The sequence below is a fragment of the Bacillus cereus group sp. MYBK15-3 genome (assembly GCF_051916765.1).
Taxonomy (GTDB): domain Bacteria; phylum Bacillota; class Bacilli; order Bacillales; family Bacillaceae_G; genus Bacillus_A; species Bacillus_A cereus.
On record NZ_JBQAHG010000006.1, the window covers coordinates 265,895 to 283,539 of the forward strand.

A 17,645-nucleotide genomic window follows, 5' to 3' on the forward strand; every position below is an offset into this window, starting at 1 on the left:
AGTGAGCGCAAAGTGGTAGATAAACAGGTCTATAAAACAAAAGAAGAGTTACGAGAGGAATATGAAACATTTCCATTCCCTAATGGACATAAGTTACCGTACAAAACATGGTTAGATGATTGGTACGATGACTTAGAGTTTGATACTGAGGGGAATGCAGTTAGTACCAAAAACCCTTATGGGAAGTGGGATGAGTGGTCATTATCTGAACATTTCCCTACCAAACTGGTAACCCAGAACGGGGAGACTTGCGTAGTTGCTAGGGTTAAGGATATAGATATAGCTGCGTTAGATGGATTTTATACACATTCGGTATTAGATATATCGGGAAGATGGTTTTCAAGTAAGCATATAAACTACTGGGCTAAAAAGAGTGTTAACGAAGATAGTAACCTCTGGAAAAGCAACTTTATACAAAGGTTCATAAGTTGTTTGGACAACAATGATATTGTAGCAGTAGTTCATTGCCATATTTAAAAAAGGGGGGTTGTTGTATGAGATGGTTGGTGCAGGAGTTTTTAAACAAAGGAGAAAATAGTGTCCGAATGATGAAGGCACTAGATGAGTGCAATACGGAATACCTATTAGTGAAGATAGAAGAGGATAATACGCTTACGGTGTTAGATAAAGAAACGAAAGTACCTGTTGTGGACTCGGATAGGGTTCTCAACAACTTTACAAAAGGTCGTATGGTTGTAGTATACGGTTCAAAAACACTGTCTGATATAGCAAAAACTATGGGGTTGTATCCGGGTACGTTCCATAACGAGAACTTTGAGTTTGATGTGTTCCGTGGTTGGTTAGGAAATGAACTGGTAAACCATGATTTTGTTTGTGGGGAGCTGCAGGAGCTTACACCGATTGCAGATAAGTTCTTTATTAGACCTACGGGAAATACAAAACTGTTTACGGGTCAGGTGGTTACAAGAGAAGAGTTCTTGGATTGGCAGGAGCGTGAAAACCGGGAGGGTAGTCCGTATGAGGGGCAAAGATTGATGATGTCTCCAGTACGAGAAATACTTTCAGAGTATCGATTCTTTGTTGTAAATCAACGGGTTATTACAGGTTCTAGTTATCAAGTAAACGGTAAGTCGGATGTAACAAAGCCTATATCGGATAGCCTGTTAAAATATGTGGAAGGTAGGGTTTTCGAGTTCTGGGTAGCAGATTCTTATGTTATTGATGTAGCGGAAACACCTGATGGATTTAAGGTTGCGGAATATAACAATACGAATACATCTGGTCTGTATGGTTGCGATGAGGTTGCTATCGTACAAGCCATAAACAAAATACAGGAGGGTTAATGGTCATGAAAGTGTTAGAGATGCAATATACCAAAGAGGATAAAACGTCGTTACAGTCTAGAACAGTAGAAGTGAAGGATTTTAATGAGTATCATTACGATGTAAAAGAAGAAGGAAAAGGGCTTCCTATAGGTGCTGATTATGTGCTAGGTTCTTATTATAAGCATGCGAACGGTACGGAATTTATCTTTGAGTTTCTAAGTGAAGGTAAGGTCTGGGTACATTACGCAAAGGTTGTTGAGGTATAATCTAAATAAAAATAGATGAGGTGTAAGTGTGGCAGGAGTTCCTGATTTTGTGTTTAGTTTGGGCATTACGTTTGAACGTAATGAGGTAGTAGTTATTAAGTTGCTCGACGCCCATATTGATTGTTATTACGATGATGAGGGTTATGGATTCCATATTGATATTGCGCCATATGAATGCGCACGTGAAGACTATAACCCTAGTGATAGGGAAAAGGTTGTGAATGTAAAAACCATCGATAAAACGGTTAAAGAAGCTATAGGTGTGGACATATTTAAGTAATAAGATGTAAAAAGCTATCTCGTATGTTGAGATAGCTTTTTCTATTAACCTATAAAGAACATATAAACGGTTATAATTCCTGCAACAATATAAAGTAACTCTTTTAAAACTTTACATACTTTCTTTGTAACGCCCCATGCTTTTTTCATAAATTGTTTCATGTTTACCACCTCCTATTACTGTATTGAGCTAAAAACGTAAAACTCCTTATTTATTTTTAAAAAGTTGTTAAAATGTTTTAGCCTTATATAATAGACTTTTAGATATACATTTATAACGAAAAATAGATATTATTTTGAATTCATTTGTTCTATCTATTTATCAGATAGAGGAAGCGGGTAAATGAAGATAATTTATTGACTAAAATATAATAAAATGGTATATTTAGGTCAACAAAGGAAAACAAAAATAAAAACAAGTTGGGGGAATTATATATGCGTAATGTGGAAGAGTTAAAAGGAAAGTCAATTGAGGAGTTAAATATGCCAAAGGGTACAATCATGCTTTTACAACAAAATAATGTACATACGCTATATGATTTACTACAAAAAACAGAAGATGATTTCATGCAGATGGTGGGTGTACCACAACGTAAGGATACCGAGGGGGTGCATATAGTTAAGAGGTATTTTGGTAGAAAAGAATTACATTTGACTTTACTTGAAATTGAAAAGTATAAGGTGGAATATAATATACAATAACACTATTGACTAAAATATAATAAAATGGTATATTTAAGACAAGAAAAACAAACAAACTTTGGGGGTAAGGAAAATGGAACTTAGAGGACAGTTATTAGAACTTGCGGGACGATTAGAGGCGGTAGCCAATGAGTTAGATTCGTTAAACGTAAATACACATGAAAGTGGTTCTGCTGAGGATAAAAAACTGGAAGCCATTTATATAAACTTACGTAACCAAAAAGAAGAGTTGGAAGATTTCGCTGAGGAGCTATAAGCTCCTTAGGGATTAACATGTATAATATAGAATAAAAATAGGAAATGGAGATGTTGAATATGTTTATTGTGGGAGAGGCTTCTGCAACACGTTATGAAATTATGGTAAATAAAATCGAGGATGAGGGAAGCTACAATAATGGAATGTTCGTTGTTTCGTTAGTGAATTTCGGTGAGTGTTTCGTTATGAAGAGTTTACGAAAAGTAGGGGAAGAAATTTTCTACAACTCAAAACGTAAATTCGGTACGGTTGACTGTGCAAACATTCAAAACATCATTGCAAGTAAATTTGACGGTGTAGAGGAAATCGAATATACGTCAATTCGATAAGGTCGAAACATGTGGGGATTCCTGCATGTCTACGGAAGAGTAGCGCTCTCCGTACTGATGAGACAATCTAAGGGGGGAGTTATGGTGGAGAAGTTGTATGAAGGTGAATATAAGTTCAAACATGAAGATAAAACAATGCGGGACATTGATTTAGATAAAGTAAAACAGGTGGGTGATAAGTATCTGACAGTATTTAAACCTTACTATGCTATGGTAGTAGATAACGGAAGGGTTATTTTCGCCTTTTATAATGACGAGTGGTATACAGTATTTAAACTTAAATTTGCTCAAAAGGATGAGCAGGGTAACGAGTGGACTCAGTGCGGTGAAGAAAAAGTGTTTACTTGGCAGGACAAGGACAGTACACGCAAAGTAGTGGTAGCTGAGTTCTGGACGGATGCTAAATTCGAGTATGAAGAGTCCAAGTACATTTCGGGTTAATGTAAGGTACTGAGGGCTTATATAAGCCCTTTTTCTATAAAGAGCGACAAATACTATATAAAAAGAAGAGCAAGGCTCAGAAAGGGTGTATATGCGTGATAAACAGAGATAGTGTAGATATGAGTAACTTAGTCGTACCTAAACTTGGAGGTATGGGAATGGGTAAGAGTTTTTTAATGCCTGACCTTAGTTTTTTAGAGATTCGGGTTATGTCTGAGTACAATGAACACATGTTAGGGATTCGAAGAAAGCGTAATTGGTTTGTATGTACAAAAGAGGATGGGGTTATTGCTTCTGGAAATTCATTGCAGGAGGTTGTAAAGAAATGTGGAGCAAGCTCGGTTAAAGTGTTAGGTTCGGGTTATTGTGAGTTTCAAATAAAAGACGAGTGGTGGAAGCGTACAGCATGGGCATACAGAGGACAAAGTCTTATGAATAAAGATGGCTATAAGGTTGATGATGTAAGAAACAGTTGGAGTATGGATTTAAGATAAAGATTTAGTATTGTAAGGTTCAAAATACATAGGGGGTTAATGTTATGCAACTTGCAAGCAGTCAGGCGTTCTTCTGGGACAGGGAGACAGATGAGTATTACTTAGTTAATTTCCAAGAAAAAAGATACATGAAGATAGCAGAGAAAGGTAGCAAATACTACGAGTTGTGTAGTCATTTATACTGTAATAGTTGGGATATGGCTGAGAATTCTTATAAAATTCTATCAACGTTTAGAAAAGTAGATAGATTACGGCAGATTGATGGTTGTGAAGATTGATATAAGTGGGAGGGTAATAATGTGGTAAGCAAAGGAAATGTTATTCAATCAGAGTTACGTGCAGTATGTAAACATGCGGAGGTTTTTCTTAGTTCGAACGTAATAAAAGGGATATTAAGTGATACAACAAAAGGGTTTATCTTCTTTAATTCCACTAATAGTGATGATTATTTACATATTGTCAATTACCTAGAAAGAAAAGGGTACGCAAGGACGCAGGTTATGGAAGCAAATCCTTATGATGGCTGTGAAGATGTTGAAGCGGAGGCAGTCTGGTACAGTACCGAGGCGTATCAAGTCTGCAAAGATAAAGGGTTAAGTATAGAAAAGTATAATAGGTGTTTTGAGTTCTATATTACTGAGGAAAAGGGTACAGATTACGAATTAGTTGTAGATACAGGTACAAATACTTGGGATGTTTTAGTAAGTAAGGATACAGACAGGGGTGTAGGTATGGATAAGTGGGAAGGGTTAAAAGGTCAAATTGAGAACAAAATAAAAAGTGCAAAGGGGATAAAAAAGCGGGACTATAAACAGGCTGAAGTGCTAGAGGATGTTTTAAGTCTTATGTCAGATATTGAAAATAGTGAAAAGGCTGAGATGTCTGAGGTTATGGCGTTACAGAGAGAAACGAATGAGTTAACACATGCAGTGGTGGCGTATTATCGGATTGGCTTAGATAAAGAAATAAATGAATATATGAATAAGATGGCAGCGGTAGTTGCTAAATCTAAAAAATTAAAAGAAAAGACGCAGAGTGCCGCTGTGGTGTCTGGAATAAACACGTTACTTGGGTTAACTAATACGGTATTGTCTGCAATTGAGTTTTCTGTGTCTGATTTTCAAGAACTGGCAGATAAAAAGTATGAAGAAATGTATGGGGAGTCTGTAAAGGTTAGTATATTGGCTACACATTTAGTTGAGTTGTCAGCACATGCAAGAATGTTGGCTGCTCATGGAAATGATGAAGAATCTAAAACGGGGAATGTGGTTAAGGAGTTAGCATCCGAGTTAGCTGCGATTAATGGGATTTCTTCGGAAGAGTTTAAGGATTTAGCGGTTAAGAGATATTTAGATTATAACGAAAAATACTGGGGTCGATTATGACCCTTATTTCTTTTTATAATATATTGACTAAAATATAATAAAATGGTATATTTAAACCAACGAAATAAGGAGAGGGTGACGGGTTGTGGATATTGTTAAATTTTTCGAATTTCAAACGGGTATAGATGGTGAAATTGCTAAGGAAAAAGGCGAAAACAATGTGGATTTTTTGTGGGATAAAATCATTTCTCTGCAAACTGAAATAGGTAAACTGTCACAAGTAAGTAAACGGTTCGATTTAACCGATGAAGACGCTATGGACACTATATTTAATGCGTATATGGGTGTACTAAGAGGGGTGTTATCTTTAGGTGTTGTAATGCGTTGCCAGAATAGAATCTTCACATATGAGTTTTCTAATTTGGATACATTTACGCCTTTAAAGGTTTATTTAACTAAAAGCTTTCATCAGATAATGTTTAAACTTTCTATGATGTACGCAGGTACAAGTAACAATCAATTACCAATCGGAAGAGACTATAAAGAAGTGTTAGGAACTGTACTAGCTATCGGAGCTTATTACGGTTATGAAGAAGATGAACTATATAAGAGTTTATAAATCAGGTATGAGAGGGAGATAAAAATGGAATTTGAATTATTTAAAACAAGAGTTGAGTTTGAAACGGATGATAGCGGAACAACTACTTCTGGGGTTGTTGTTCAGATTCTAGGGGGTCAAACACTTAGGGTTAGGGATGAAAACAACGCAGTTTGGGAAGTTGGTAAAAGTCACGTAACTATTGTTTAGAAAGTACCTAAAGTATGAAGTAAGGCAGCGTAACAGATGCCCTTTTTATTTTGTAAAACTTATAGTTGACTAAAATATAAAAAAGTGGTATATTTAAGTCAAGCAAATAAGGAAAATAAAAACTAGCAAGTATAAATAAAGGAGCGGGTCGTAATGAGTAAAAAAGTAAAAGAAATTCGTGAGGATTTAGTGGCTATTGATGAAGGCGGTAATGTTCGATTTAATCAGTTAAAAGCACTAGCTAAAAGTGAATATGATTACGATTCCGTGATAATTTCAAAGGAAGATATTATTAAATTAGCTGAGGGGTTAAAGCAAGAAAAAGAGGGAGATAAACAAATTGTTATTGAGCTACATACAGGTGAGGTTCTTGTTAATGACCCGAATTTAGGTCAGAATTTAGATAATGTTGGAGAGATTTGGGAGTGTTTGAATCATGGTAGTTATGTTTTAGCGGTTGAAGGTAAGTTCGGGTTTGAGTTTATATCTAAAAGCAACGTCAAAGATGTTAGGTTAGTGTAGGAGGTATTTATATGCGGCATGCAGGTGGGTATTCCTATGGTGAGGATTATGATTTAGATAAATGTGTGATTTGCGGGGTTAAGATGCCGAATGAATATGAGCCTACTTGTTCTTTAGAGTGTGAGGAAAAGCGTGAAGAGCAGGAAGATAAGAAGCGAAAAGAGGGTTAAGTATGTCTAAGAAATTTGATTTTAATACAGGAGATATTATCTCTTACGCAGGTGAGACATTTGAGGTTCTTGAGGTAAACTTTACGAATACAGGAGGTACGGTTGCTTACTGGCATAACGGTGTTCGTGGTGATGTTGTAACCGAATACTTCTATTGGTCAGCGTATGGTGAAGATTGTCAATTAGTAAAAAGAGCGGGTTAAGGAGTGGGTCGTAATGGTTAAAGAACTTAAGATAAATGATGAGACTATTGCAGATGTTGCAGAGGACACTGTAATAATTAAGCAACGTGTAAAAGGTACGGATACTATTGTTTCTGTGCAGATAACAAAGAAAGAACTTGCAGAGTTAGCCAATCGTGTGAAGTACCCTATTTTCGATTTGAAGAAGTGTGTGCATTGTGAGGAGGTTGCAAGTCCGGCTACACCTCTTATGAATTACCCAAGTGGTAAAGTGGCACATTTAGATTGTCATATAGAAAACAACGGTGGGGAAATGTAAGCAGTGTAGAGAGACTTTACGTAGTCTCTTTTTTATACAAGTAACTATTGACTAAAATATAATAAACTGGTATACTAAAGGTATAAGGTAAGGAAATTAAAAAACAATTTATATAAATAAAAACGTTGGAGGAATGTAAAATGTGTAAACAAGGTGAAGTAAAAATTATTGCGGTAGATATGGGTGATGATGATTTCACATGTGAGGTGGAAACAGAAAAAGGAATTTGCGGTAACACGGCTGTAGGGGGAGGGTTTTCGAACTGTGACGAGGAAGGTAACGAAATGGAGCCGTTAGAGGGACTCTGGAATGGTCATTACCGTTGCTGCGATTGTGGACAAATCTACTTAAGTGTATCTGCTGAGGAAGAAAGTAACGAAGAGCCTAAAGAAAATCCGGGTCGAGAAAAATCACCTATAGAGGTTATGGCGGAGCAGATGGGCGCTATGACAATTGATGAGCTGCGCACATATTTAAACGGGTTAGATAAAAAGTATGATAAATTTAGAATTGTTGTAGATATGGAAAACGATATGCGCCCTCTTATGAAAGAAGAAATATGCTTATCTGTTGAAAATCATGTAGCTCTAATTTAATTATAAGTAATGTAGCCCCGGTAAATGCCGGGGTATTTTTAATTCTAAAAGGTAAATAGTTTTCTGTTGACTAAAATATAATAAACTGGTATACTAAAGGTATAAGGTAAGGAAATAAAAAACAATTTATATAAATAAAAACGTTGGAGGAATGCACAATGTGTAATCAAAAAGTTGTAGAGATAATTATGGAAGATGGGTTCAGATGTAAAGCTAAAACAACTAGAGGGGTTTGTAATAATGATGCTATGGATTACGGGTTTTCTAGCTGTGATGAGTACGGGGAAATTATAGAGCCAACTAAGGGTATTTGGAAAGGTCATTGGGTTTGTGATAAATGTCAACAAATATATCTAGATACGAAGGTGTACAATAGTTATCTTGCAGGTGGCTCAGGTAAAGGCGGAAAGAAACATTCAGTATTTGGGTTTTTAAAGAAATAAATAGGGTCGAGGATAACCACATTTGGTAAGAGTTAAATAAAAACTGAAAATAGGTGAATGATTTGAGAAAAACAACGAAATGGTACTACGCAATGGAAAACAAAAGAGTTATTGATTTACTAGTGGAGCATAAACCGGAGGTCGGAAACCGCATTTTGGGAAAATGGAAAACAATTGTATATGAAGAAGCTACGCAAAAACAATTCGAAGCTGCTTTGGAGCAGGGAATCAAAATGTTAAAAGAGTTTGGCATTCCGTATGAAGGTAAATACATACATAGTCAGAGATTAGATGACTAATAAAGCGAAAAGTAAATAAGAAAGAATAAAAGAACCCTCCTGTCGAAGAGAGGGTTCTTTTGTAAAGGGTATTTGCGATAAACCATTTGGTAAAAATAGTCTCAAAGACAAGTAAAATGATAACAAACGGTAAATAAGTAGTCAACGAATTTGGTATAAATAGGTTAATAGATATTCTAGATAAAACGGTTAATGGGGTGTTAGCTGTGGTGTTAGATGAGAAATACTTAAGGAAGAAAGTCAGTCAGATAGAGTCTTCTATGCCTAAGGATGAGAACGATAGACTGTATATGCAGGGTGTTGTAGGTGCGTTTAACAGCCTTATAAAGCAGATTAAAGAGGGTCGACTAGAAGTTAAGGATTCTGGGGAATCGCTGCATGTGGCTAAAGATATGGCTGTGATGGGTCGGGATATGGATACTACGCCAAGACAAACGCTAGGGACGGATGTGAGTCTAAATCTTGGGGAATATAATAAGATGGTTAATATCTATATCAACGAGTCGGGAGCCTTATTAATTGAAGGGTTGCAGATGAGAGCATTTCATTATAATTGGGTATTGCATAGTGAGAATGTAACCGAACTAAAAATAATTGCACCTGGTCAGGGTAAGCAGGTTATGTATGGGTAGGATTTAACTACCCTATTTGTTTTGATTACTATTGACTAAAATATAATAAAGTGGTATATTATAAGTAACGAAAGAACAAAACGTATATCGGGGGAATGAAACAATGTTTAAATCACAAGAGCAAGCAGATAAAGTAGTAGAAATTTTAAAAAATTCAGGTTTTACTAAAGCAACATGCGAGGATTATGCAGACCATTGGTCATTTTTCGATATTGGAAGAAATGCGGGACTAAAATTTACGTTCATTGATTTTTATGATAAAGGGTTTGAGATAAATGCAACTGGTATGAGAATACGTGATATGGAAGATGCTAAAAAGTACGCTGAGGAATTGAACTTTTTATCTGATGTAATAGATAAATTAAATAAAGTGTTAGCTGAGTAATTGGGTGTATTAAAACTAACGAAATACTAAAACGTATCGGAGGAATAAAACAATGTTTAAATCTCAGGAGCAACTAAATAAGGTACTAGAAATTTTAAAGGACGCTGGGTTTTCGAGAGCTAAATGTGACGATTATAGAGATTGGACATTTTTCTTTGTTGGTAGAAATGAAGATTTACAGTTTGTCACTTTTAATTCTAACGATAAAGGGTTCGAGGTGGGTGCAGTGGGTATGCGAATCCATACTGCTGAAGAGTCTAAAAAGTACGGCGAGGAGCTTCTGTTCTTGGCGGGTGTGATGGAGAAATTAAATAAAGTAATGAGCGAGTAAAAAGAGGGGGCAAACCCTCTTTTTTAAGTAACAAATATTGACTAAAATATAATAAAATGGTATAGTATAACTAAGGAAAACAAGTCGAGGGGGAAATTGAAGATGGAAATTAAGGATACTATGTACTTTAGAACATACGATAACGCTTTTTGTAAACTTGAGAGGTTTGTCGGTAATGCGTTTAATGTTTTTTGGAATAACTATCCTAAATCTTTTGTTGTTTGCGAAAGTTATCAAATAGAGGAGCAAGTCAAAAAAGGATTGTGGATTGAGGTAGATGAAAATAGTTATAACGACCATTTTAATAATTAATGGAGTTAGTGTACGTTACCTAAGTTAGATTAAAAGAAAGTAGGGGATTGGAATGTTAAACGTAGTAGTTAAAGGCGAAGAGTTACAAATTTCAGCAGGTGAGTTAGAAGAACATAAAAATATTGCTTGGGATTTGGCTGCAGATGTTATGTCTTTAATTGAAGATGTAAATGTGCGTGTGTTTGTAGAGCATATGTGGGAAAATGCTCCTGAGTATTTCTTTGTTGTTCCTGCTTCGGTGTCAGGTAAGTTCCATGCGGATTGGTCAACAACTAAAGGTGGGTTAGTCCGTCATGTGGTTATGGGTGCAAAGGTGGCTTACGACTTAGCCAGAACTTTCGGGTTAACGGATTTAGAGCGTGACTTAGCAGTTGCGGCAATGTTCGGGCATGATATTTTGAAGTATGGAATTGATTTAGATATGCGCTACATAGGTATGCATCCGTTCTTACCTAGAGATTACTTTGGGAGTAGTAAATCTAAGGGGTATGCCTTTGCTTTTGCTGAAACGGAAGAGTTTGATGTTATTATGACGGCTATTGAGCGACATATGGGTAATATCGCTACAGGAGAGTGGACTTCGGTTAAAGGTATTAAACCAGAAACACCTTTGCAGCAAGTTGTGCATTTAGCAGACTACGTTGCGAGTCGTAAGGATTTGGTACTTACTGATTATGTGAGTGGTTTTCGTTATCCAGAAGCTTCTGAGAAATAAATCAGGTAAGACAGTTTATAAGGTATCTGATAAGAATGGGTCATGATAAAAGAAATATTTGAGGTACACTAAGGGTAACAAAACAAAGGTGTGGGGTGGCTAAGAAATGGCAACGGTTAAAGAAAAGGAAACTGTAGAAGTATCGGGGCAACAAGAAGAGCAAGTGGTACGTATGGAACATGAAAAAATTACATCTATTACAAAAGAGTTTAAATGGGGACTTCCCTACGGTGTAGCGGGTTATACGCATCGTGAGTCTATGCAGTTTAACGAGGATGTGCCACGTAAGGCGGTTACAATGGAATCCATTCTATTAGGGTTAAAGGTTAAACATGCGGTGTTAGAAGATGCTCGTTTAGATGGTCATCTAACGGAAGAAGAACATACTAACTATTTAAAAGGTAGTGTGGAGCAATTAAAACGTGCTATGACTTTATTAAAAGAGCTTGATGGGGTTTATCTTGATTTTGCTGAGGCGAAGGAATCGGGTAAAGAAATCCATCGAGACTTAGTAAAGTACGGGGTTATTAAGAAAAAACCTAAGAACTAAGCAAGAAAGCGGGGCAAAACAAGGCTCTGCTTTCTTTTTAATATAGACGGATTTTGATAAGCAAAGTGGAGTAACCACCTAGTAGGTCATTTACACTAAAAGTAACAAAGCCAAAACTAGGAGGTTGCATGGTATGTCAGATGTTGCATTTAGTTGGGTTCGTGAAAATAGGGAAAAGTTAGATAAAGAAGATGTAGCAAAACTAAGTAGGGTTCGTTACTTTGATATGATAGATAAAGGGTCTACCTTAGGGGTTATGGATTTTATGAGTCTGGGAGAGTCGGTGGTAAGCATCTACCGGAAATATAATATATAAATCTGAAATAAATTAAGAGATTGAGGATTGGTTTCAAATTTGAATTTTGTATGAAATGAGGTGGGTTGGTGTGAAAGTGTGGGAAGCGGAAGATGGTAATTACACATACCGTATCACTGAAGAAAGAGAAGCTAGATTTAATATAACAATAGATTTTTTGGGGAAAATAGAGTCTCTATGGTTTGAATCTTATTCAGGAGCAAGAACCTATTTAAAAAGGGAGTATTACTTTACTGGAAGGATGAAACGAATTTCTTAATAAAAGCGTTAATTTAAAGGGTTTAGTACAGATTAATCTTAATACAGAGATGGAGAGGGGAATCAGCATGGTTTATGAAGTTATAGATTACTGTGCGAAGTGTGAGGAAAAATTAGAGAACTGCGGCTGTGAATGCGGGAAGTGTGATGAATGGTTGCATGATTGTAAATGTGGAGAAAACTAAATATGAAACGAAACCATATACCTGTAGCTAAAGACTCTTATTTTGTAAGGGTCTTTTTCTGTACCTGTAAGTATCCAGTATGATAACAAACGGCATATAAACAGCAGGTAAATCAGGTAGACTGATAGTAAGAAATGGCAAGCAGGGGTGGTGTAAAACATGACGATGTTGAGCGATGTAAAAGTGGGGGCAACGTTCCAAAAGGGTAGGTACACGAGAACCATAAGAGCGATTCACGGGGTTATGATTTTTTATAAAACACCTTCTAATCCAAACAAAGTTGTAGGAGAAAGTATGCCAAAATTTAATAAATGGTTAATGGGTGCAGTTAAGGTTGATTAGGAGGTAGCGGATTGGAGAAACAGATTCAAACGCAGAATGAGACAGAAGATGTACCAGTATATGAAGATGTTGCGAGTGTTGGTTGGGATGATAAATTAGCAAAAGAGCTAGAGGATTCCATAAAAGGGTTTGAGTCACTGGGGATAGGTGATACGCTATGTTGAAATGGTTGGGGGTGCTTGCAACCCTAGCGGTGGCGGGATTACTCATTACGGTGTTATGGGCGTTCTGTGTAGCTGCTCTTGCAACAGGTACTTCGGACTTAGTTATACTTGCGCTTCTACTAGGAATCTGGGTAACTGGTGGACTAACTATTTACATTATAGTTTGGATTATAAAAACACCGAGGCTGCGCTCAGGAAAGTAATTTTGTAGCGCAAAAGGTTTTATATGTTGGGAGTTAACAAACATAAGGGAGAGGTTGAAATGATTAAAAGAGATGTACTATTCAGCGATAAATTTAAATATGAACATTTAGCGGTAAACGTGATGGAGGCGCAGGGCGATGATGTATGTGCGTTTAGTGCCACGTTTTCAAATGCTAACGTAGATGGTCGTATGAGTCCGGGTCTTATGGAGGTTAATGAGACACTCTGGTTGCAAGACTCTGAAAAACGCCCTGAGGGGTTTGTAGTGGTTCGTACGGCGATTAAAGGTACAACTACTACAACTGTGTTGGCAAGTCGTGAATGGTTCTATACTAAGCTCGACAAAGAGGGTCGAAAAGCGTTTGATGACCGTTTAGATAAAGAGGTTGGTAAGCAGTCCTAATTAGGGGCTGCTTGTCGTGTATGGGAGGGAGTTATATTGGGTAAAAAAGAGGTTTTAGCGAGTAGTTGTGGGTTCGGGACGTTTGGTACAGAGGTAGTAGAGGTTCTCTTAGACGACTGTCCAATTCGAAGAGAAGAGACAGCAACGGCTACACCTAAATATGCCTTTCGTGAGGTAGGAGAGGACAATCCAATTATCCATGAGTGTAAGTGTATAGCGTGGAGCGGGTTGGAAGAGGAGCATAAAGTACCGAAATGTTCTCATTATAATGGTGTGAAAAAGGTTCAGCGTGACAAGCAGAAGCGTTACAAAGTGGAATGCGCTGCAGTACAGGGTTAAAGACTGGGAGGCTATTAAAATGTTAGATATGAAACGTAGTACACATAATTTTGTATATGTATCAGTTATACACAGCCAAGAAGGAGTACAGGTGGCTTATGTAGGGACGGATACAAAAGAAGGAATGAAGGTTATCGGTAAGGCTTGGGAGACATCTGGCTCGTTTATTGCAGGGTATAAAGAGACATGGGTCGATGGGGAGTTACGATACATGCACAAAGCAGCACATTTCCAAGAGGGTTGGTTACCGGGAATGGATTCATTAAATGCAGCTGAGAAGGAAGCGTACCATGAACTTTGCAAAGGTTTGGATTGGCGTGTTGAAAATAAAGTAGGAGGTGCTGCGGCATGACGATTGTTGGGTTAGTGTATTATGAGGAACGAATCGGTAATGAGTATGCGGGTACAGATAAGGCTGCAGTAATTCAAGCCTTACAACAGGCATACCGTGAGAGTTCATCGTTTGTAGATAGCTATATTGAGTTATGGAAAGATGGTAAAAAACTAAGAACCTATAGGGTTTCGGGTCTGGATTATGGGGAAACACCTGATATGGAGCTTATGCCGGGGTTCGAAAATGTTGAGTTTGATGTAGATGAAGAATTGGAGTCATTTTTACAGGGGGTAAAAGAAGATGCTGAATGAAAATAAGATTGATTTTTTAGTGTATACGGTACAAGAAACACATAAGGTACAGGTATATAGAGGGACTGAGGGTGCTGAGGCAATTCGTGCAGTAAGAAAGTCTAGCAAAGAGAAGGGGTTTGTTTACGGGTTCGTTGAGGCAACTAAAGATGGGGAACTTGTTAGAAAATACAAATATACCATGCCGAGCGGCGGGGTTGAGCCGCGTGTTACCGTAGAGTACAACGTCGATAGGTTAGATAACCCTAAAGAGGTTGATTTCGGCGGGTATCAATTCGCAAGTACGGTTACGTTAGTAGGAATAGCCTATCATCAAAACTATACGGAAACAGTATATGTTGGGGATAGTGAAGATGAAATCATTACTAGATTACGTGAGTTATATAAACACGCACCAGAGTTTAATATAGGTCGAATTGAGATGTGGAACAATGGGAAACTGAAGTGCAGTTATGAGGTTAAATTCCATGACGAGGAACTGGGAGATATTTCAGATGACCCAGTGCTTGTATTAGATACTGATACGTTTCCAAGAACATATAGATAGGAGAGGTTAATGTGGAGCAAAAAGAGGAAATTCGGTTACAGGCGATTGAAGAAACAAAGAAAATCATTGCAGAGCTTGAGGGGTACGAAACGTCTAACGAGCAAGTATCGTTAGTGCTGCTGCAGGAGACGGTAGAGTTGCGAAAACAACTAGAGTATCTGGAAAACCCAGAGCTTAAAAAGAAAGACAGAATCTTTAAAGTGTGTGAAATGAATCCTTATGGAGAATGTGAAGATGAAAAATTCTTCAGACGTTTAGATAAGGCAGAAAAGGAATTCGATACAAAGATGGCTGAATTACAGGGCGAGTTGCAGTTGGTCGATGCTGATGACGATGACTTCCCAGTTGGGGATGCTCCTGTATATGTCCGTGTAGGCGGGGAAACCATGCACGAACCGGCATTAAAAGAGGGTGTGCTTAACTATTGGTATCAAACAGGTGGGGAGTGTGTTGAGTGGGAAAGGAACTTCACAACTGTTGTGATTGTTGAGATAGAAGTGGAGTAATCTGGTAATGATAAGGACGAGCCATTCCGGTCTGGGAAGACTTGATATAATTGAATTAACGGGAAAGAACTAGGGACACATCTTAGTTCTTCGGATAAGCAGGTGTTGGTGACAATCCCTGCTTTTTCTGTATTTAAAACAGGTTAAGGGGTGTGTTGTGTTGCTAGGGTATTGCTGTAATTGCAAATATAAAGTAGGGACGTTTGCCGATACAGAAGGAGTACATCGTTGCTCTGACTGTGGGTCGGATGTTGTTGTAGAGGATGAGTAAATATGAATCTACGAGGATTTTGGGTAAATAGCGCAGAGAGGATTGCTGTCTTTCGGGTTACAGAAGACGGTGAAATCTATTATAGACGGGTCGATAAGTTAGGAAAACCTATCGACAGGAAGATGAATAGGGTACTAGCAGGAGATAAGTTACCGTCTTTCGTTAAAGAGGGGTCGGGACATACATACAAGGAGTAAGGAGGAAGTAAATTGATAGATACAGAAAACAATCTACAAAAGGTTAAAGATACGTTCATCAATAACGGGGAGTATGAATTTCCGAATAAGGAAGATGAAGAACGATTTGCAAAGAAATTATTGTTTAGGATTGAAGAGGAATATCGCTCCGAGAATTATTACAGGGAGTACGATACCTTAGCTGATTTTATGTTCAGTGATTGTGCGGATAAATTAGCATACTGGTTATATGAAGATGGGAACTACTAAGGAGGTTGATAAGTATGTTGAAGCCTAAAAACAAAATCGTAGATTACGATGGGAATGGTCTTAGATTCGAACAAAATGGGGAAAACAGACCTCATGTGCAAGATGTAGGGGACGGAGAATTCCACCTGTACGGGTTAAAGAATGGAACGGCATGTATCAATAAGGAAGATGTAGATGATTTAATTTTGCTGCTACAAGAAGTAAAAGCGCATGAGTACACAATAGATTACTAAATAAACATTAAAGGGTGAGCGGAAGTGGCAAAGACAGAGCTTACATCCGAGATGGAACGTCAAATATACACGGCTACGAAAAAGAAGGGTGTGTTTGCATGTTTCGAGGTTACTATCGGGTGGTTCGGTAAGGAAAGAGTCGATTATATTACGTACGATACAAAGGGGATTTGGCGCTGCTACGAGGTTAAAGTGTCGATAGCGGACTTTAGGAGTAAAGCAAATAAAACGTTCTGTGGTCACTTTAACTACTATGTAATGCCTGAGGAACTGTACGAGAAAGTAAAGGACGAGATACCTAAACATATTGGTGTATATCTGGGCGGGACACTAGTGAAGCGGGCAAGGAAGCAGGAGCTTACAGTGGATGAGCAGGTGTTAAAAGATTCACTTATTCGGTCGTTGTACCGTGAGGCGGATAAAACGATTAGAAGTAAAAACCCTGCGGTTGTAGATTCGTTGCAAAGGCAATTAAGAAATGAACGTAAGCAAAAAGAAGAGTACCGAAGAAAGTACCAAGAGGAGCGTAGGAGACGAGTGCCACGGAGTGCTGCTAGGTAATAAGGAGGGTGTTAGGGTTGGATGAGGTAACAAAAGTACGTATACGGGGTGTTCTGTACCGTGTAGGGGATATAGTAGCTCTTGTCGGGTATAACGAGAGGAAAGGGTATACGGCAGTAATGAGGATAGACAAATTCAGTAAAACGGGTAACCATATTGGTGAATACCTGAACGGGGAGAAGATTTACACAGCAAATGCATATTTTATTCGTTCAATGGCTACTGCAGGTGAGATTGCTGATGAAATGGAGCGACGTAAAAGTGAAAATCTAAGAGGGTCTTTATAGACTGGGAAAGAGGGCATAGTTGATGGTATTTGAAATAAACAGTAACAGTCATAAGAAGTACGAAGAGTCTGGTGGGGATGTGATGACGCTAGATGCATTTATAAGCGGGTGTGAGTGTAGAGGATTTATAGATGGAGACGGCGTTGCTTCTGCGCTGCTGTTGAAGGGGTATGTCGTATTTGAGGGTGAATTTAGTCCGTCGGATGTAATGGGGAATAAGAGTTATTTAGAAAACAAGCAAGATAGTTTAGGGAATTTAGACGTCGTGTGGCATAACAAATAAAGTCAGGATGGTG

At 37.8% G+C, this 17,645-nt stretch carries 43 protein-coding genes; all 43 read left to right on the plus strand.

The window, feature by feature from the left end:
* The first annotated feature begins 12 nt into the window (after positions 1 to 12).
* A complete protein-coding gene (locus tag ACTFR8_RS23795; protein ID WP_440028404.1) occupies positions 13 to 477 on the plus strand; it encodes a hypothetical protein in 465 nt (154 codons plus the stop codon).
* A 17-nt stretch (positions 478 to 494) separates the two neighbouring features.
* Complete coding sequence (locus tag ACTFR8_RS23800; protein ID WP_440028406.1) at positions 495 to 1,304, plus strand: ATP-grasp domain-containing protein; 810 nt, start codon at positions 495 to 497, stop codon at positions 1,302 to 1,304.
* A 5-nt stretch (positions 1,305 to 1,309) separates the two neighbouring features.
* Positions 1,310 to 1,552, plus strand: coding sequence for a hypothetical protein (locus tag ACTFR8_RS23805; RefSeq protein ID WP_221660527.1), 243 nt, complete (start codon positions 1,310 to 1,312; stop codon positions 1,550 to 1,552).
* A gap of 49 nt (positions 1,553 to 1,601) precedes the next feature.
* Positions 1,602 to 1,832, plus strand: a complete 231-nt coding sequence (locus tag ACTFR8_RS23810) for a hypothetical protein (protein ID WP_440028408.1) — start codon at positions 1,602 to 1,604, stop codon at positions 1,830 to 1,832.
* Positions 1,833 to 2,266: 434 nt separating this feature from the next.
* Positions 2,267 to 2,533, plus strand: a complete 267-nt coding sequence (locus ACTFR8_RS23815) for an RNA polymerase (RefSeq protein ID WP_440028410.1) — start codon at positions 2,267 to 2,269, stop codon at positions 2,531 to 2,533.
* A gap of 73 nt (positions 2,534 to 2,606) precedes the next feature.
* Positions 2,607 to 2,789: a hypothetical protein gene (locus tag ACTFR8_RS23820; RefSeq protein WP_440028413.1), complete on the plus strand. Its 183-nt coding sequence runs from the start codon at positions 2,607 to 2,609 to the stop codon at positions 2,787 to 2,789.
* 59 nt (positions 2,790 to 2,848) lie between these two features.
* Positions 2,849 to 3,118 (plus strand): hypothetical protein, encoded by a 270-nt coding sequence (locus ACTFR8_RS23825; RefSeq protein WP_440028416.1) that lies wholly within the window; start codon positions 2,849 to 2,851, stop codon positions 3,116 to 3,118.
* An 84-nt stretch (positions 3,119 to 3,202) separates the two neighbouring features.
* Positions 3,203 to 3,559: a hypothetical protein gene (locus tag ACTFR8_RS23830; protein ID WP_440028417.1), complete on the plus strand. Its 357-nt coding sequence runs from the start codon at positions 3,203 to 3,205 to the stop codon at positions 3,557 to 3,559.
* 95 nt (positions 3,560 to 3,654) lie between these two features.
* Entirely contained in the window at positions 3,655 to 4,053 is a 399-nt protein-coding gene (locus ACTFR8_RS23835; RefSeq protein WP_440028419.1) for a hypothetical protein, read from the plus strand.
* Between the two features lie 44 nt (positions 4,054 to 4,097).
* Positions 4,098 to 4,331 carry a hypothetical protein gene (locus ACTFR8_RS23840; RefSeq protein WP_193635504.1) on the plus strand — a complete coding sequence of 78 codons (234 nt, stop codon included), beginning with the start codon at positions 4,098 to 4,100 and terminating at the stop codon, positions 4,329 to 4,331.
* Positions 4,332 to 4,352: 21 nt separating this feature from the next.
* Positions 4,353 to 5,438, plus strand: coding sequence for a hypothetical protein (locus tag ACTFR8_RS23845; protein ID WP_440028421.1), 1,086 nt, complete (start codon positions 4,353 to 4,355; stop codon positions 5,436 to 5,438).
* 85 nt (positions 5,439 to 5,523) lie between these two features.
* On the plus strand, positions 5,524 to 5,997 hold the full coding sequence (locus ACTFR8_RS23850; RefSeq protein ID WP_440028423.1) for a dUTP diphosphatase: 474 nt from the start codon (positions 5,524 to 5,526) through the stop codon (positions 5,995 to 5,997).
* Positions 5,998 to 6,021: 24 nt separating this feature from the next.
* Positions 6,022 to 6,186: a hypothetical protein gene (locus ACTFR8_RS23855; RefSeq protein WP_440028426.1), complete on the plus strand. Its 165-nt coding sequence runs from the start codon at positions 6,022 to 6,024 to the stop codon at positions 6,184 to 6,186.
* A gap of 153 nt (positions 6,187 to 6,339) precedes the next feature.
* A complete protein-coding gene (locus ACTFR8_RS23860) occupies positions 6,340 to 6,708 on the plus strand; it encodes a hypothetical protein (RefSeq protein WP_440028428.1) in 369 nt (122 codons plus the stop codon).
* Between the two features lie 11 nt (positions 6,709 to 6,719).
* Positions 6,720 to 6,878, plus strand: a complete 159-nt coding sequence (locus ACTFR8_RS23865) for a hypothetical protein (protein WP_440028431.1) — start codon at positions 6,720 to 6,722, stop codon at positions 6,876 to 6,878.
* A gap of 2 nt (positions 6,879 to 6,880) precedes the next feature.
* Positions 6,881 to 7,081: a hypothetical protein gene (locus ACTFR8_RS23870; protein WP_440028432.1), complete on the plus strand. Its 201-nt coding sequence runs from the start codon at positions 6,881 to 6,883 to the stop codon at positions 7,079 to 7,081.
* Between the two features lie 13 nt (positions 7,082 to 7,094).
* Complete coding sequence (locus tag ACTFR8_RS23875) at positions 7,095 to 7,379, plus strand: hypothetical protein (RefSeq protein WP_440028435.1); 285 nt, start codon at positions 7,095 to 7,097, stop codon at positions 7,377 to 7,379.
* A 140-nt stretch (positions 7,380 to 7,519) separates the two neighbouring features.
* The gene (locus ACTFR8_RS23880) at positions 7,520 to 7,975 is read left to right on the plus strand and encodes a hypothetical protein (protein ID WP_440028437.1); all 456 of its coding nucleotides are present in this window, start codon (positions 7,520 to 7,522) and stop codon (positions 7,973 to 7,975) included.
* A gap of 158 nt (positions 7,976 to 8,133) precedes the next feature.
* The gene (locus ACTFR8_RS23885) at positions 8,134 to 8,418 is read left to right on the plus strand and encodes a hypothetical protein (RefSeq protein WP_440028439.1); all 285 of its coding nucleotides are present in this window, start codon (positions 8,134 to 8,136) and stop codon (positions 8,416 to 8,418) included.
* Between the two features lie 62 nt (positions 8,419 to 8,480).
* Positions 8,481 to 8,717, plus strand: coding sequence for a hypothetical protein (locus tag ACTFR8_RS23890; protein ID WP_440028442.1), 237 nt, complete (start codon positions 8,481 to 8,483; stop codon positions 8,715 to 8,717).
* A 209-nt stretch (positions 8,718 to 8,926) separates the two neighbouring features.
* Positions 8,927 to 9,349, plus strand: a complete 423-nt coding sequence (locus tag ACTFR8_RS23895; RefSeq protein ID WP_221660543.1) for a hypothetical protein — start codon at positions 8,927 to 8,929, stop codon at positions 9,347 to 9,349.
* A gap of 103 nt (positions 9,350 to 9,452) precedes the next feature.
* Positions 9,453 to 9,734, plus strand: a complete 282-nt coding sequence (locus ACTFR8_RS23900; protein ID WP_221660544.1) for a hypothetical protein — start codon at positions 9,453 to 9,455, stop codon at positions 9,732 to 9,734.
* 52 nt (positions 9,735 to 9,786) lie between these two features.
* Positions 9,787 to 10,065, plus strand: a complete 279-nt coding sequence (locus ACTFR8_RS23905; RefSeq protein ID WP_193635517.1) for a hypothetical protein — start codon at positions 9,787 to 9,789, stop codon at positions 10,063 to 10,065.
* Between the two features lie 102 nt (positions 10,066 to 10,167).
* Positions 10,168 to 10,377 carry a hypothetical protein gene (locus ACTFR8_RS23910; protein WP_221660545.1) on the plus strand — a complete coding sequence of 70 codons (210 nt, stop codon included), beginning with the start codon at positions 10,168 to 10,170 and terminating at the stop codon, positions 10,375 to 10,377.
* A 52-nt stretch (positions 10,378 to 10,429) separates the two neighbouring features.
* Positions 10,430 to 11,092 carry an HD domain-containing protein gene (locus ACTFR8_RS23915; RefSeq protein WP_221660546.1) on the plus strand — a complete coding sequence of 221 codons (663 nt, stop codon included), beginning with the start codon at positions 10,430 to 10,432 and terminating at the stop codon, positions 11,090 to 11,092.
* Between the two features lie 106 nt (positions 11,093 to 11,198).
* Positions 11,199 to 11,642 carry a hypothetical protein gene (locus tag ACTFR8_RS23920; RefSeq protein WP_221660547.1) on the plus strand — a complete coding sequence of 148 codons (444 nt, stop codon included), beginning with the start codon at positions 11,199 to 11,201 and terminating at the stop codon, positions 11,640 to 11,642.
* Between the two features lie 133 nt (positions 11,643 to 11,775).
* Positions 11,776 to 11,958: a hypothetical protein gene (locus tag ACTFR8_RS23925; RefSeq protein WP_193635520.1), complete on the plus strand. Its 183-nt coding sequence runs from the start codon at positions 11,776 to 11,778 to the stop codon at positions 11,956 to 11,958.
* Between the two features lie 70 nt (positions 11,959 to 12,028).
* A complete protein-coding gene (locus ACTFR8_RS23930) occupies positions 12,029 to 12,217 on the plus strand; it encodes a hypothetical protein (RefSeq protein WP_221660548.1) in 189 nt (62 codons plus the stop codon).
* A 343-nt stretch (positions 12,218 to 12,560) separates the two neighbouring features.
* A complete protein-coding gene (locus tag ACTFR8_RS23935) occupies positions 12,561 to 12,743 on the plus strand; it encodes a hypothetical protein (RefSeq protein ID WP_221660549.1) in 183 nt (60 codons plus the stop codon).
* Positions 12,744 to 12,754: 11 nt separating this feature from the next.
* Positions 12,755 to 12,907 carry a hypothetical protein gene (locus ACTFR8_RS23940; RefSeq protein ID WP_221660550.1) on the plus strand — a complete coding sequence of 51 codons (153 nt, stop codon included), beginning with the start codon at positions 12,755 to 12,757 and terminating at the stop codon, positions 12,905 to 12,907.
* Positions 12,901 to 13,110, plus strand: a complete 210-nt coding sequence (locus tag ACTFR8_RS23945; protein WP_221660551.1) for a hypothetical protein — start codon at positions 12,901 to 12,903, stop codon at positions 13,108 to 13,110. Before ACTFR8_RS23940 ends, ACTFR8_RS23945 begins: the two co-directional genes overlap by 7 nt.
* Before the next feature lie 122 nt (positions 13,111 to 13,232).
* On the plus strand, positions 13,233 to 13,514 hold the full coding sequence (locus tag ACTFR8_RS23950; RefSeq protein WP_440028647.1) for a hypothetical protein: 282 nt from the start codon (positions 13,233 to 13,235) through the stop codon (positions 13,512 to 13,514).
* 36 nt (positions 13,515 to 13,550) lie between these two features.
* On the plus strand, positions 13,551 to 13,853 hold the full coding sequence (locus ACTFR8_RS23955; protein ID WP_221660553.1) for a hypothetical protein: 303 nt from the start codon (positions 13,551 to 13,553) through the stop codon (positions 13,851 to 13,853).
* A gap of 19 nt (positions 13,854 to 13,872) precedes the next feature.
* Complete coding sequence (locus tag ACTFR8_RS23960) at positions 13,873 to 14,205, plus strand: hypothetical protein (protein ID WP_221660554.1); 333 nt, start codon at positions 13,873 to 13,875, stop codon at positions 14,203 to 14,205.
* On the plus strand, positions 14,202 to 14,498 hold the full coding sequence (locus ACTFR8_RS23965; protein WP_221660555.1) for a hypothetical protein: 297 nt from the start codon (positions 14,202 to 14,204) through the stop codon (positions 14,496 to 14,498). The genes ACTFR8_RS23960 and ACTFR8_RS23965 overlap by 4 nt, the downstream gene beginning before the upstream one ends.
* Entirely contained in the window at positions 14,488 to 15,045 is a 558-nt protein-coding gene (locus ACTFR8_RS23970; RefSeq protein ID WP_221660556.1) for a hypothetical protein, read from the plus strand. Before ACTFR8_RS23965 ends, ACTFR8_RS23970 begins: the two co-directional genes overlap by 11 nt.
* Before the next feature lie 11 nt (positions 15,046 to 15,056).
* A complete protein-coding gene (locus ACTFR8_RS23975; RefSeq protein WP_221660557.1) occupies positions 15,057 to 15,551 on the plus strand; it encodes a hypothetical protein in 495 nt (164 codons plus the stop codon).
* Between the two features lie 273 nt (positions 15,552 to 15,824).
* Positions 15,825 to 16,019, plus strand: a complete 195-nt coding sequence (locus tag ACTFR8_RS23980; protein ID WP_221660558.1) for a hypothetical protein — start codon at positions 15,825 to 15,827, stop codon at positions 16,017 to 16,019.
* A gap of 12 nt (positions 16,020 to 16,031) precedes the next feature.
* Positions 16,032 to 16,268: a hypothetical protein gene (locus ACTFR8_RS23985; RefSeq protein ID WP_221660559.1), complete on the plus strand. Its 237-nt coding sequence runs from the start codon at positions 16,032 to 16,034 to the stop codon at positions 16,266 to 16,268.
* A gap of 14 nt (positions 16,269 to 16,282) precedes the next feature.
* A complete protein-coding gene (locus ACTFR8_RS23990; protein WP_221660560.1) occupies positions 16,283 to 16,501 on the plus strand; it encodes a hypothetical protein in 219 nt (72 codons plus the stop codon).
* 24 nt (positions 16,502 to 16,525) lie between these two features.
* On the plus strand, positions 16,526 to 17,062 hold the full coding sequence (locus tag ACTFR8_RS23995; RefSeq protein ID WP_440028452.1) for a hypothetical protein: 537 nt from the start codon (positions 16,526 to 16,528) through the stop codon (positions 17,060 to 17,062).
* A 17-nt stretch (positions 17,063 to 17,079) separates the two neighbouring features.
* Positions 17,080 to 17,349 (plus strand): hypothetical protein, encoded by a 270-nt coding sequence (locus tag ACTFR8_RS24000; RefSeq protein WP_440028454.1) that lies wholly within the window; start codon positions 17,080 to 17,082, stop codon positions 17,347 to 17,349.
* 22 nt (positions 17,350 to 17,371) lie between these two features.
* Positions 17,372 to 17,632: a hypothetical protein gene (locus ACTFR8_RS24005; RefSeq protein WP_221660563.1), complete on the plus strand. Its 261-nt coding sequence runs from the start codon at positions 17,372 to 17,374 to the stop codon at positions 17,630 to 17,632.
* The last annotated feature ends 13 nt before the right edge of the window (positions 17,633 to 17,645 follow it).